Here is a 13,621-nt window from a genome sequence, read left to right as displayed (position 1 = left end):
TAGCAAAAAATAACTATATTATCTAAATATAGTTTGATAATCAAAATACATTGGAGGGATATTTATGAATTTAAAAACAAGAGATTTAGTTTTAATTGCTATGTTTGCTGCACTTACTGCAATTGGAGCATTTATTACAATACCATTGCCAATAGTACCATTTACATTACAATATTTCTTTTGTGCATTAGGTGCAATATTATTAGGATCTAAAAGAGGGATGTTAGCACAAGTGCTTTATGTTGGAATAGGACTTGTAGGAGTACCTGTTTTTACTAGAGGGGAGGGCCACAATATATATTTCAACCTACATTTGGTTACTTAATAGGTTTTATAGTAGCAGCATATATTATAGGGCGTATTTCCGAGGAAATAAAAGAGATAACTACTAAAAACATTTTTATGTCATGTTTAGTAGGTCTTGGGGCTGTATATTTATTTGGATGTATTCATATGTATATAATTTACAATTTCTATTTAGGTCAAGTAATGAGTGCATGGAAAGTAATTAGTGTTGGGGTAATAGCTTGTTTAGCAAGTGATTTATTATTAACTTTAATTATTTCAATAGTTGGAGTTAGAGTTGTACCACTACTAAGAAAGTTAGGATATGCAAGTTAATTTTAGGGGGAATAGAAATGGGATATTGCAGTGAGTTAATGAAGAGAGTTTTAAGTGGTTATGAAGTAACTAAAGAAGAAGCTTTAAAATTATATAATGAACCAGCAGAAGTTTTATATAAATCAGCAGATACAATAAGAGAAAAGTTAGCTGGAAGTAAGATAGACTTATGTTCAATAATAAACGGAAAAAGTGGAAAGTGTTCTGAGGATTGTTCATACTGTGCTCAATCAATTCACTTTAAAACTGGAGTAACGGAATATAAACTATTATCCTATGAAGAAATAAAAGCTCAAGCGAAGGAAAATGAAAAAGAGGGCGTAGATAGATTTTCTATAGTAACTTCAGGTAAAGGCTTAGTTGGGGAAGATTTTAAGTCGGTAGTAGGGTATTACAAAAGATTAAATGATGAATGCAATATAAGTTTATGTGCATCTCATGGAATTTTAAATGAAGATTCTCTAGCAAAACTTACTGAGGTTGGAGTTAAAAGATATCATCATAATTTAGAAACTTCAAGAGGGTATTATAAAAAGATATGTACAACTCATAGTTATGATGAAAGAGTAAATACAATTAAAGAGGCTAAAAAAGTAGGATTAGAGATTTGCTCCGGTGGAATAATAGGCCTTGGAGAAAGTAGAGAAGATAGAATTGATATGGCGATAGAATTAAGGAAATTAGAAGTATTGTCTATTCCAGTAAATGCACTTATGGCAATTAAGGGAACGCCTTTAGAAAAACAAGAAGCTTTAAGTGAAGAAGAAATACTTAGAACCATAGCTGTGTTTAGGTTTATAAATCCTAAAGCCAATATAAGATTAGCAGCTGGGAGAAGTCTTTTAAATAATAATGGGGATAAGGCTTTTAAAGCAGGAGCTAATGCAACAATTACAGGAAATTTATTAACTACTTGTGGTAATAAAATTTGTGATGATAGAAAGATGATTAAAGCTTTAGGATTGAAGGTGAAATAATGGAAAAATCAATATTTATAACAGGGACAGACACCGATGTAGGAAAGACTTTTGTTACATCTTTAATAGTTAAAACACTTAGAGATAACGGAGTAGATGCAGGATATTTTAAGGGAGCATTAAGTGGAGCATTAAAAGAAGGTAATAAATTAATACCTGGAGATGCTAAAGATGTTTGTATGGTATCAGGATTAAAGGAAACTTATGATAATTTAGTTTCATATACATTAGAAAATGCTTACTCACCCCATTTGGCAGCTAGAGTTAAAGGTGTTGATATAAGTATTGAAAAAATAAAAGCTGACTATCAAAAGATGAAAAATAAATATGAATTGTTAATAGTTGAAGGTAGTGGAGGGGCAATATGTCCAATAAAGATAAATGATGAAGAAACTATTTTATTAGAAGATATTATAAAGTATTTAGGTTTATCTACAATAGTTGTTGCAAGAGCAGGACTAGGAACTATAAATCATACTACTTTAACTATTAAATATTTAGAATCCATAGGCATAAAGGTTAAAGGAATAATATTAAATGAATATAATCCACAAAATATTATTCACAAAGATAATAAAGAGACTATAAGGGTTTTAACAGGAATAGATAGGATATTAACTATTCCTTTTGTGGAAAAAGAAAAAATAGATGTGGATAGTTTAATAAATTTTGATATGTTGATAAGTTTATTAAATGATTAATAGGGAGAATTTATGAATTTAGTAGATAAGGATTTAAAATATATTTGGCATCCTTGTTCTCAAATGAAGGATTATGAAGAACTTAAACCAATGGTTATTGAAAGAGGAGAAGGTGTTTATCTTTATGATATATACGGAAATAGATATTTAGATGCTATCAGTTCTTGGTGGTGCAATTTGTTTGGACACGCTAATGAAAGAATCAATAACGCAATTAAAGCTCAAATAGATAAGATAGAACATGTTATTTTTGCAAACTTTTCTAATGTACCAGCGATAGAGCTTAGCGAAAGGTTAGTAAACATTACTCCAGATAGATTACAAAAGGTGTTTTTTGCAGACAATGGTTCAGCAGCAGTAGAAATAGCTTTAAAAATGAGTTTTCATTATCATCAGCAAATAGGAAAATTTAAAAAGCAAAAGTTTGTTGCTATTACAGATGCGTATCATGGGGAGACCTTAGGAGCATTATCAGTAGGGGATTTAGATATATATAATAAAGTATATAAACCATTAATGATTGATACGTATAGAGTAAAAGGTCCAAACTGCTATAGATGTCCATATGGGGAAATTAGAAGTAGTTGCGATGCAGAATGTTTTGAACATATGAGATTATTAATAGAAGGTAATAATGAAGAGGTTTCAGCAATTATAGTAGAGCCAATAGTACAAGGGGCAGCGGGAATGAAGATTTATTCCACGAAATACTTAAAAAAGTTAAGAGAGTTATGTGATAAGTATGATATTAATTTAATAGCAGATGAAATAGCCGTTGGATACGGAAGAACAGGTAAAATGTTTGCGTGTGAGCATGCTGAAATAAGTCCTGATATTATGTGTTTATCAAAGGGGTTAACAGCAGGGTATATGCCTATGTCTGTAGTTATGACTTCTAAGAAATTATATAATGCATTTTATGGGGACTATAGTGAGTATAAAGCATTTTTACATTCGCACACTTATTCAGGAAATGCTATGGGCTGTGCAATTGCATTGGAAGTTCTAAAGATTTTCGAAGAAGACAATGTTTTAGATATGATAAATAAAAAAGGCAAGATGTTAAATGATATATTAATAGATGAGCTAGAAGGTCATCCTCTTATAGGTGAAATCAGAAATATAGGATTAATAAATGCAATAGAGCTAGTACAAGATAAGGAAAGTAAAGAACCCTTTAACAGCGAAAAAAGGGTTGGATATGAAATATATAAAATTGCTCTTAAAAAAGGAGTAATATTAAGACCTATAGCAAATTGTATATATTTTAATCCACCATATATAATAGAAGAAAAAGAAATGAGAGAAATGGTTAAAGTCTGCAAAGAAAGTTTAAATAAATATATGATTAAATTTTTAAAGGACTAAGGAAGAGTAACTTCCTTAATCCTTTTTAATCTTTAAAGTTTATGGTTACTTTCATTTCGTTATTAGCAATCTGGTTAAGAACTTTTTCTAATACTATTGTTGTATTAGATACTGCTTTATTATATATTTCTGGGTCATTCATTTTAGATTCAAAAGTTTTAGCTACTTCCATTTGAATTACACCGAATTCTTCAGAAGTTAATTTTATATCTCCAAATCTAAGTAGTCCATTAGAGGATTCTTCATAAATAGTTTTATCTTCATCAATATCCACACTAAAAACTTTAGGCTTAGGAAGAGATAGTGTTATTTCATTTTTAAATTTATTGATAGTTATATCTTTATTTTCAATAGCTGATAGATCTACAGCATAAGAGCAATTAGCGAAGAATTTAATTCTTTTTATCTTTTTAAAGACTTCAAAATCTCCCCAACTTTTATCAACAACAATAGTTTCAGAAAGCTCTATTTCTAATGGGATAATTTTATTTACATCTCTAATTTCCTTTACTAAACTTTCTTCGGTTAAAAATTTTACATTTTTATTTTCATTTTCAGTTAATGTCCACTGTTTTGGTGGTGTTTTAGGTTTAGTAAAAATTTTATATCCAAGGAATATGCCTATAATAATAAAGATAAGAGGAAGAATAAAAGAGATTTTAAAATGTAGTTTTGATTTCTTTTTCTTACCCTTAAAAAAGTTTGGTATAAAAATAAAAAATCCCTCCTTGCATAAATTCATAGAACGTACTTAAATATATGAAAAGATAGATATATTTATTACAAAAAAATCCTCCTAGATATATCTAGAAGGATTTTTAAAGTTTATTTCTTTATTGCATATTTCATTAAATCTACATTTTTTAAATCAACAACTTTAGTTTTGTGTTTTATCTTATAGCTTATAAATAAAACTACAAATAATGGAATTCCAATATATGATGAACAAAGACCCATCCAATCAATTCCTGTTGAAGATATAAATGAAAGACCTTGTCCTAAAATTACTATAGTACATAATACTAATGCTATTATAGGGCCATATGGGAAGAATTTTGATTTATAAGGTAATTTATTTAAATCAAAATTTTGAACCTCGCAGGCTTTTCTAAATCTATAATGACAAAGGGCTATCCCCATCCAAGCTATAAAGCCTACTAACCCAGATGCACCAACTAACCATACATAAACAGTATCTTCAGCATATAGTCCAGTTAAAAAACAAGCTGATGCAATAACTGTAGTTGCGATGACAGCATTTGCAGGAACTCCTTTAGAAGTTACTTTTTCAAAGATTTTAGGAGCCATACCTTCTTTTGCCATTGAATAAAGCATTCTACTTGAAGCGTACATTCCTGAATTACCTGCAGATAATACTGAGCTTAATATTACAGCATTCATAATAGAAGCAGCTCCAGCTATACCAGCCTTTTCAAATACAAGAGTGAAAGCACTTTCTTGAACACCTACTTCAGCTATAGGAATTAACGCCCCAATTACTATTATAGTACCTACATAAAAAAGTAATATTCTCCAAAAGACACTATTTACAGCTTTAGGTATTGAAGTTTCAGGATTTTCACTTTCTCCAGCTGCGATACCTACTAATTCTGTACCTTGAAATGAAAAACCTGCTAATAGGAATACCATAAAGATAGACTTAAATCCTCCAACAAATGCACCACCAGATTTAAAGTTCGAAAGTCCAACAGCATGTCCATTCATTATACCAAAGATATTTAAAACACCGATTATTAAGAATACTATAACTGTACAAACCTTTATACTAGCAAACCAAAACTCAGATTCACCATAAGCTTTTGTTGATAATAGATTTAACATAACTATTATTGATAATAATAAAACGCTCCATATTATACCAGGTATGTTAGGGAACCAAAATTTCATTATTAAAGATGAAGCAACAAGTTCAGCGGCAATTGTTATTGCCCAGTTAAACCAATAGTTCCAACCAAGTGCAAAGCCTACAGCTGGGTCGATAAACTCTGTTGCATATGTACCAAATGAACCGGAAACTGGCATAAATGTTGCCATTTCACCTAGGCTACTAATTAAGAAATATACCATTATACCAATTAAGCAATAAGCAATTAATGCACCACCAGCACCTGCTTGATGAATTGTATCACCCATAGCAAGAAATATACCTGTACCTATAGAGCCGCCTATAGCAATCATACTAAGGTGTCTAGATTTTAATCCTTTTTTTAATTCTCCATTACAATTATTTACTGAATCCATATCAAGTCCTCCATTGATCGTATAATACATAAATGTTTAACTAAGTGAAGACTAATTTGACTTAAAAAATAAAAAATGCCCTAAGAACTATACTCAGGGCATATAAAATAAATATATTATCCATATACTAAGAATGATAGCGCTCCACAAATGTGACAGTATTACATATGTTATATGAAATACCAGTGATACGGTATTAAAGCTTTACCCGTACACTTCGGCAAAAAATCCTTTCACATTACTTCATTGAGCTTACCTCCATAATGCTACTGATAAGTTTTGCACCTCTATCTCAGTTATTCATTTAATGGCATTATTATTAATCAATAAAAAGAAATAGTCAATTTTGATGAAAGGCCATTTATGGTGAATTTAGGGCATAAATAGGCATTAAGAATAAAATATAAGCATATTATTCAAAATATCGATAGTATTAAATTTTCATTTTATAAACTCTATAATTTTTATATTGTGTATAAACTACATTTATCGTTATAATAATTATAATAAAGTTTAAAATAGCCTTAGGAGAATTTATTATGAGTGAAGTTAAAGAAGTAAATATAGATTTAGTAAAAGGCACACTTAGTGATTATATTATTAGGGATAAAAATAGAATAGTTATTGGAAGATTTACGATTTTAGAATTAGATAAAGACAATAAAAGATGTGATGTAAAGTTAAAATTTTATAGATATAATGATTCTGATTTATTAAATGAAACCATTAAAAGTATATTAAGAGCGATATTTAAGGATTCAAGTGTACACAAAGCTAATTTTATAGTTAATGAAAATGCAAATTTTAAAGTATTTATAGATTTAGGGTTTGTGTTAGAAGGAATATTTTCAGACAATCTTTTTATTAACGGTCATTTTGTAGATGAACTTAGTTTTGGGATAAACAGAAATGATTATAATAATTTTATGATTACATCAATTATTAGATTAAAGGGAGAAAATATAGAAATTAGAAATCTAACTCCAGAGAGTGCTGATGAATTGTTAGATTATTATATAAGAAATAAAGATCATTTAAGTCCGTATGAACCTAGTAGAGATGCAAGTTTTTATACATATGAAATGCAAAGAGATATATTAATTGAAAGCTACAGACAATTGATGAGTGGTACAGGTTATGATTTGGGAATATATATAGATGATAAATTAATAGGTAAGGCAAAAGTATCTAATATAGTATATGGAATTTTCAAAAGTGCTATTTTAGGATATTCTATAGATAAGGATTATCAGGGTAAAGGATATATGAAAGAGGCTGTAAGACTTATTTTAGATTATGCAAAGAATGAATTAGAGCTACATAGAGTTGAGGCTTCGGTATTAGTAGATAATGAAAGATCTAAAGGTGTACTTTTGGGGTGTGGATTTAAAGAAATAGGAATAAATGAAAAATATCTATATATAAATGGAAGTTGGAGAGATCATTTAACTTTATATAAAATATTAGAAGATTAATAATAAGCTTGTAGGTAGTATAAATCTAAAATAATATATAAAAAAGAGCTATATCAAGAAGAATTTAATTCTTTTTGACATAGCTCTTTTTTATTTAAGCAATAAATTGTAAAACTATATATTAAACTTCAAAGTTAATAACTGTAGTTTCACCTGCAACAACTTTTCCAGTAGCAACTGGAGTAATTGATTTAGTAGCATCTACATTTGTTATTAAAACTGGTGTAGCAAGGGATAATCCTTTACTTGCTATGAAGTTAGTGTCTATTTTCATTATTGGTGTACCAGCTTTAACTCTAGTACCTTGCTCAACAAGTTGTTCAAAACCTTCTCCATTTAAAGAAACAGTTTCTAAACCAATGTGAACTAATAATTCTAATCCATTATCTAAAGTCATTGCGAAAGCATGCTTTGTCTTAAAGACTAAAGTTAATTCTCCATCTGCAGGAGCAACAACTGTATCTCCTTCAGCTATTATACCTATTCCATCTCCAGCTAATTTTTCAGCAAAAACTTGATCTGGTACTTCAGATAAAGGAATTGCTTGCCCTGAAACAGGCGCAATAAGTGATGATGGTTTTGAAGCTACATTTTCTTGTTCAGTTGCTTCTGATTTAAATATCTTTTTTAAAAAATCAAACATAGTATATCCTGAAAAACAGGAATCCACTTCCTTTCATAATGTTATTTTTTTATATTACTGTAATAAAACATACGTATTAATACTATATTAAGTAGTATACATAAATGGTGGTGGTTACATACATTAAAGTATGAAAAATAAAAAATGGCATAAGTTCACTAAAGAACTTATGCCTGATTTAACAGTAACATCGTATACAAACATTATATATAGATATATTTCTTAATGTCAATAAAATATATAAAAAAATAAAAAACTTTTACTGAAATCGTTGACAAACAATCTATAAAATAATATAATCAAATCATAGTAAAAAGAGATTTAAATTGGCGTATTAAAAAAAGCTAGAAAGACAGGCGTATTCTTTCTAGCTTTTTTTATTTTATATCTTTATATACTGATAGATATCTTTAATAGAATATTTGAGTTCTTAAAAAGTTGCTTAGGGGGAGTTCTTTAAATAAATAGAATTATTAATATAGGTAAATAAGCCTATAACATACATTATAAATAAGATAAAATACAGCATAATAAGACAAGTTAAAGGATACTTTGCCAGGCGTATCAACATAAGGTAAAGTTAGAAAACAAAAGAAATAATGATATATATAAAGATAATTTACCTAAATAGATGTATATATTAGAATTAAGTATAATTATTATGTTAAGATAAAACACGTCGCTGATGCAAAACATCAAAACGACGAAAGAAGATTTGAAAAAAAGTTTTAAAAACTTGTTGACAAACTTCGACAGAAATGTTATTATTAAGAAGTCGCTTGAGGGCGATGAAGAAAATGGTCTTTGAAAATTGAACAGAATAAAAGTTAAGTAATAACCAGCAATTCTTTTGAAAGTCTTAAAACAAAGACTCAAAGTAATTTGAGCACAGATTAAACTTTTTAGTGAGAGTTTGATCCTGGCTCAGGACGAACGCTGGCGGCGTGCCTAACACATGCAAGTCGAGCGAGGAGAGTTCCTTCGGGAACAAACCTAGCGGCGGACGGGTGAGTAACACGTGGGCAACCTGCCTTGTAGAGGGGAATAGCCTTCCGAAAGGAAGATTAATACCGCATAATATTGCAGCTTCGCATGGAGCAGTAATTAAAGGAGCAATCCGCTACAAGATGGGCCCGCGGCGCATTAGCTAGTTGGTGAGGTAACGGCTCACCAAGGCGACGATGCGTAGCCGACCTGAGAGGGTGATCGGCCACATTGGGACTGAGACACGGCCCAGACTCCTACGGGAGGCAGCAGTGGGGAATATTGCACAATGGGGGAAACCCTGATGCAGCAACGCCGCGTGAGTGATGAAGGTTTTCGGATCGTAAAGCTCTGTCTTCAGGGACGATAATGACGGTACCTGAGGAGGAAGCCACGGCTAACTACGTGCCAGCAGCCGCGGTAATACGTAGGTGGCGAGCGTTGTCCGGATTTACTGGGCGTAAAGGGAGCGTAGGCGGACTTTTAAGTGAGATGTGAAATACCCGGGCTCAACTTGGGTGCTGCATTTCAAACTGGAAGTCTAGAGTGCAGGAGAGGAGAGTGGAATTCCTAGTGTAGCGGTGAAATGCGTAGAGATTAGGAAGAACACCAGTGGCGAAGGCGACTCTCTGGACTGTAACTGACGCTGAGGCTCGAAAGCGTGGGGAGCAAACAGGATTAGATACCCTGGTAGTCCACGCCGTAAACGATGGATACTAGGTGTGGGAGGTATCAACTCCTTCCGTGCCGCCGTTAACACATTAAGTATCCCGCCTGGGGAGTACGGTCGCAAGATTAAAACTCAAAGGAATTGACGGGGGCCCGCACAAGCAGCGGAGCATGTGGTTTAATTCGAAGCAACGCGAAGAACCTTACCTAGACTTGACATCTCCTGCATTACTCTTAATCGAGGAAGTCTCTTCGGAGACAGGATGACAGGTGGTGCATGGTTGTCGTCAGCTCGTGTCGTGAGATGTTGGGTTAAGTCCCGCAACGAGCGCAACCCTTATTGTTAGTTGCTACCATTTATTTGAGCACTCTAGCGAGACTGCCCGGGTTAACCGGGAGGAAGGTGGGGATGACGTCAAATCATCATGCCCCTTATGTCTAGGGCTACACACGTGCTACAATGGCAAGTACAACGAGATGCAATACCGCGAGGTGGAGCTAAACTATAAAACTTGTCTCAGTTCGGATTGTAGGCTGAAACTCGCCTACATGAAGCTGGAGTTGCTAGTAATCGCGAATCAGCATGTCGCGGTGAATACGTTCCCGGGCCTTGTACACACCGCCCGTCACACCATGAGAGTTGGCAATACCCAAAGTTCGTGAGCTAACCGCAAGGAGGCAGCGACCTAAGGTAGGGTCAGCGATTGGGGTGAAGTCGTAACAAGGTAGCCGTAGGAGAACCTGCGGCTGGATCACCTCCTTTCTATGGAGAAATCTAGTTAACAAGATGATTAACTAGTATATTTCAAAAGAAGAGTTATCTTAACTTCTGTTCAATTTTGAAGGACCAAAATCCTTCAAAATTTTGTTCTTTGAAAATTGCACATGAATTAAAACAACTTTATTAACAAATGTTAATTGAGAAGTGACAACAAGCCAAGAAAAATATTCTTTGTGATATAAATTGACTCTTTGTAAAAAGAGAACCGTAAAGGTCAAGCTACAAAGGGCGCATGGTGAATGCCTTGGCATCAGGAGCCGATGAAGGACGTGATAAGCTGCGATAAGCTTCGGGTAGGCGCACATAGCCAGTGATCCGGAGATTTCCGAATGAGGGAACTCACATGGGAAACCCCATGTATCCTGTAATGAATAAATAGTTACAGGAAGGTAAACCTAGGGAACTGAAACATCTAAGTACCTAGAGGAAGAGAAAGAAAAATCGATTTTCTGAGTAGCGGCGAGCGAAAGGGAAAGAGCCCAAACCAGAGATTTATCTCTGGGGTTGCGGACAGAACATTAAATAAACTAATTTGTAACCGAAAATAACTGGAAAGTTAGGCCATAGAGTGTAATAGCCACGTAGGTAAAACAGAAAGGTTTAGAGTTCTGATCCAGAGTACCACGAGACACGTGAAACCTTGTGGGAAGCAGGGAGGACCACCTCCCAAGGCTAAATACTACCTGATGACCGATAGTGAAGCAGTACCGTGAGGGAAAGGTGAAAAGAACCCCGGGAGGGGAGTGAAATAGAACCTGAAACCGTGTGCCTACAACCGGTCAGAGCACCATATGAGTGTGATGACGTGCTTTTTGTAGAACGAGCCAACGAGTTACGGTATGTAGCAAGGTTAAGTACTTAAGGTACGGAGCCGAAGGGAAACCGAGTCTTAATAGGGCGACTAGTTGCATGCCGTAGACCCGAAACCGGGTGACCTATCCATGGCCAGGTTGAAGCGGGGGTAAAATCCCGTGGAGGACCGAACCACGTTGCTGTTGAAAAAGCATGGGATGAGCTGTGGATAGCGGAGAAATTCCAATCGAACTCGGAGATAGCTGGTTCTCCTCGAAATAGCTTTAGGGCTAGCGTCGGATATGAGTAATGGAGGTAGAGCACTGAATGGGCTAGGGGGCGTATCGCTTACCGAACCTTATCAAACTCCGAATGCCATATACTATTAGTCCGGCAGTCAGACTACGAATGATAAGATCCGTGGTCAAAAGGGAAAAAGCCCAGATCGTCAGCTAAGGTCCCAAAGTGTAAGTTAAGTGGAAAAGGATGTGGGATTTCTAAGACAACTAGGATGTTGGCTTAGAAGCAGCCACTCATTGAAAGAGTGCGTAATAGCTCACTAGTCGAGAGATCCTGCGCCGAAAATGTCCGGGGCTCAAACTTACCACCGAAGCTACGGGCTCATCGTAAGATGAGCGGTAGAGGAGCGTCGTAATCGGGCTGAAGTCGTACCGTAAGGAGCGGTGGACTGATTACGAGTGAGAATGTTGGCATTAGTAGCGAGATGTGAGTGAGAATCTCACAGGTCGAAAATCTAAGGTTTCCTGGGGAAGGCTCGTCCGCCCAGGGTTAGTCGGGACCTAAGCCGAGGCCGATAGGCGTAGGCGATGGACAATCGGTTGATATTCCGATACCACTACAATCGTTATTATCGATGGTGTGACGGAGAAGGATAGGATGTGCTAGCGATTGGAAATGCTAGTCTAAGCGTTTAGGGAGTTGAAACAGGCAAATCCGTTTCAACAATTCTGAGGCGTGATGGGGAAGGCCAAAAGGCTGAAGTATCTGATTCCATGCTTCCAAGAAAAGCATCTAGAGAGAGAAGTAGTGCCCGTACCGCAAACCGACACAGGTAGATGAGGAGAGAATCCTAAGACCAGCGGAAGAATTGCAGTTAAGGAACTAGGCAAATTGACCCCGTAAGTTAGCGAGAAGGGGTGCCTACGAGAGTAGGCCGCAGAGAATAGGCCCAAGCAACTGTTTAGCAAAAACACAGGTCTCTGCTAAAGCGCAAGCTGATGTATAGGGGCTGACGCCTGCCCGGTGCTGGAAGGTTAAGGGGAACACTTAGCGCAAGCGAAGGTGTGAACTTAAGCCCCAGTAAACGGCGGCCGTAACTATAACGGTCCTAAGGTAGCGAAATTCCTTGTCAGGTAAGTTCTGACCCGCACGAATGGCGTAATGACTTGGGCACTGTCTCAACTGCAAATCCGGCGAAGTTGTAGTGCGAGTGAAGATGCTCGCTACCCGCGATTGGACGGAAAGACCCCGTAGAGCTTTACTGTAGCTTAGCATTGAATTCCGATATTGTCTGTACAGGATAGGTGGGAGACTGGGAAACTAGGGCGTCAGCCTTGGTGGAGTCATCCTTGGGATACCACCCTGACAGTATTGGGGTTCTAACCGGACGCCATGAATCTGGTGACGGGACATTGTTAGGTGGGCAGTTTGACTGGGGCGGTCGCCTCCTAAAAAGTAACGGAGGCGCCCAAAGGTTCCCTCAGAACGGTCGGAAATCGTTCGAAGAGTGCAAAGGCAGAAGGGAGCCTGACTGCGACACCCACAAGTGGAGCAGGGACGAAAGTCGGGCTTAGTGATCCGGTGGTACCTCGTGGGAGGGCCATCGCTCAACGGATAAAAGCTACCTCGGGGATAACAGGCTGATCTCCCCCAAGAGTCCACATCGACGGGGAGGTTTGGCACCTCGATGTCGGCTCGTCGCATCCTGGGGCTGTAGTAGGTCCCAAGGGTTGGGCTGTTCGCCCATTAAAGCGGCACGCGAGCTGGGTTCAGAACGTCGTGAGACAGTTCGGTCCCTATCCGTCGCGGGCGTAGGAAATTTGAGAGGAGCTGTCCTTAGTACGAGAGGACCGGGATGGACTGACCTCTGGTGCACCAGTTGTTCTGCCAAGAGCATGGCTGGGTAGCTAAGTCGGGAAGGGATAAACGCTGAAAGCATCTAAGCGTGAAGCCCCCCTCAAGATGAGATTTCCCATAGCATAAGCTAGTAAGACCCCTTGAAGAACACAAGGTTGATAGGTCAGAGGTGTAAGTGTGGTAACATATTTAGCTGACTGATACTAATAGGTCGAGGGCTTGACCAATAACGAAATGGCAAAAATTCATGT

Annotated in this window: 7 protein-coding genes, 2 rRNA genes, 1 pseudogene and 1 riboswitch; of the genes and pseudogenes, 7 read left to right on the top strand and 3 right to left on the bottom strand. The window is 36.1% G+C overall.

Going from position 1 to position 13,621, the window contains the following annotated elements; all coding sequences use genetic code 11:
* Positions 1–64: 64 nt before the first annotated feature.
* The 4 genes and pseudogenes from BTM21_RS12970 to bioA all read left to right on the top strand — a co-directional run bounded on the left by BTM21_RS12970 (position 65) and on the right by bioA (position 3,667).
* Positions 65–621, top strand: a pseudogene (locus BTM21_RS12970) (biotin transporter BioY).
* A gap of 17 nt (positions 622–638) precedes the next feature.
* Positions 639–1,598 carry a biotin synthase BioB gene (gene bioB / locus BTM21_RS12965; RefSeq protein WP_021877027.1) on the top strand — a complete coding sequence of 320 codons (960 nt, stop codon included), beginning with the start codon at positions 639–641 and terminating at the stop codon, positions 1,596–1,598.
* Entirely contained in the window at positions 1,598–2,299 is a 702-nt protein-coding gene (bioD, locus tag BTM21_RS12960) for a dethiobiotin synthase (protein ID WP_021877026.1), read from the top strand. Before bioB ends, bioD begins: the two co-directional genes overlap by 1 nt.
* Before the next feature lie 12 nt (positions 2,300–2,311).
* The gene (gene bioA, locus BTM21_RS12955; protein WP_021877025.1) at positions 2,312–3,667 is read left to right on the top strand and encodes an adenosylmethionine--8-amino-7-oxononanoate transaminase; all 1,356 of its coding nucleotides are present in this window, start codon (positions 2,312–2,314) and stop codon (positions 3,665–3,667) included.
* Positions 3,668–3,692: 25 nt separating this feature from the next.
* On the opposite strand, the gene BTM21_RS12950 is transcribed toward bioA, so the two are convergent.
* Both BTM21_RS12950 and BTM21_RS12945 read right to left on the bottom strand, forming a co-directional pair.
* Positions 3,693–4,409 carry a DUF4230 domain-containing protein gene (locus BTM21_RS12950; RefSeq protein WP_021877024.1) on the bottom strand — a complete coding sequence of 239 codons (717 nt, stop codon included), beginning with the start codon at positions 4,407–4,409 and terminating at the stop codon, positions 3,693–3,695.
* 83 nt (positions 4,410–4,492) lie between these two features.
* Positions 4,493–5,929 (bottom strand): amino acid permease, encoded by a 1,437-nt coding sequence (locus tag BTM21_RS12945; protein WP_021877023.1) that lies wholly within the window; start codon positions 5,927–5,929, stop codon positions 4,493–4,495.
* Positions 5,930–6,058: 129 nt separating this feature from the next.
* Positions 6,059–6,227: riboswitch (Lysine riboswitch) on the bottom strand.
* Between the two features lie 241 nt (positions 6,228–6,468).
* On the opposite strand from BTM21_RS12945, the gene BTM21_RS12940 reads away from it, so the two are divergent.
* Positions 6,469–7,404, top strand: coding sequence for a GNAT family N-acetyltransferase (locus BTM21_RS12940; protein ID WP_021877022.1), 936 nt, complete (start codon positions 6,469–6,471; stop codon positions 7,402–7,404).
* 121 nt (positions 7,405–7,525) lie between these two features.
* Here BTM21_RS12940 and BTM21_RS12935 read toward each other — a convergent pair whose 3' ends face one another.
* A complete protein-coding gene (locus tag BTM21_RS12935; RefSeq protein ID WP_021877021.1) occupies positions 7,526–8,047 on the bottom strand; it encodes a PTS sugar transporter subunit IIA in 522 nt (173 codons plus the stop codon).
* Positions 8,048–8,948: 901 nt separating this feature from the next.
* On the opposite strand from BTM21_RS12935, the gene BTM21_RS12930 reads away from it, so the two are divergent.
* Both BTM21_RS12930 and BTM21_RS12925 read left to right on the top strand, forming a co-directional pair.
* A 16S ribosomal RNA gene (locus tag BTM21_RS12930) occupies positions 8,949–10,463 on the top strand.
* Between the two features lie 230 nt (positions 10,464–10,693).
* Positions 10,694–13,597, top strand: a 23S ribosomal RNA gene (locus BTM21_RS12925).
* Together the 16S and 23S rRNA genes form the textbook arrangement of a ribosomal RNA operon.
* The last annotated feature ends 24 nt before the right edge of the window (positions 13,598–13,621 follow it).

The sequence above is a fragment of the Clostridium chauvoei genome, assembly GCF_002327185.1.
GTDB lineage: Bacteria > Bacillota > Clostridia > Clostridiales > Clostridiaceae > Clostridium > Clostridium chauvoei.
Note: the sequence above shows the minus strand (reverse complement) of the source record. Positions and strands in the feature narration are given on the sequence as shown.

Bases quoted from the DNA above. Each gene is read 5' to 3' on its own strand.
- bioB (WP_021877027.1), top strand. From the start codon at position 639: ATGGGATATTGCAGTGAGTTAATGAAGAGAGTTTTAAGTGGTTATGAA.
- bioD (WP_021877026.1), top strand. From the start codon at position 1,598: ATGGAAAAATCAATATTTATAACAGGGACAGACACCGATGTAGGAAAG.
- bioA (WP_021877025.1), top strand. From the start codon at position 2,312: ATGAATTTAGTAGATAAGGATTTAAAATATATTTGGCATCCTTGTTCT.
- BTM21_RS12950 (WP_021877024.1), bottom strand. From the start codon at position 4,409: ATGAATTTATGCAAGGAGGGATTTTTTATTTTTATACCAAACTTTTTT.
- BTM21_RS12945 (WP_021877023.1), bottom strand. From the start codon at position 5,929: ATGGATTCAGTAAATAATTGTAATGGAGAATTAAAAAAAGGATTAAAA.
- BTM21_RS12940 (WP_021877022.1), top strand. From the start codon at position 6,469: ATGAGTGAAGTTAAAGAAGTAAATATAGATTTAGTAAAAGGCACACTT.
- BTM21_RS12935 (WP_021877021.1), bottom strand. From the start codon at position 8,047: ATGTTTGATTTTTTAAAAAAGATATTTAAATCAGAAGCAACTGAACAA.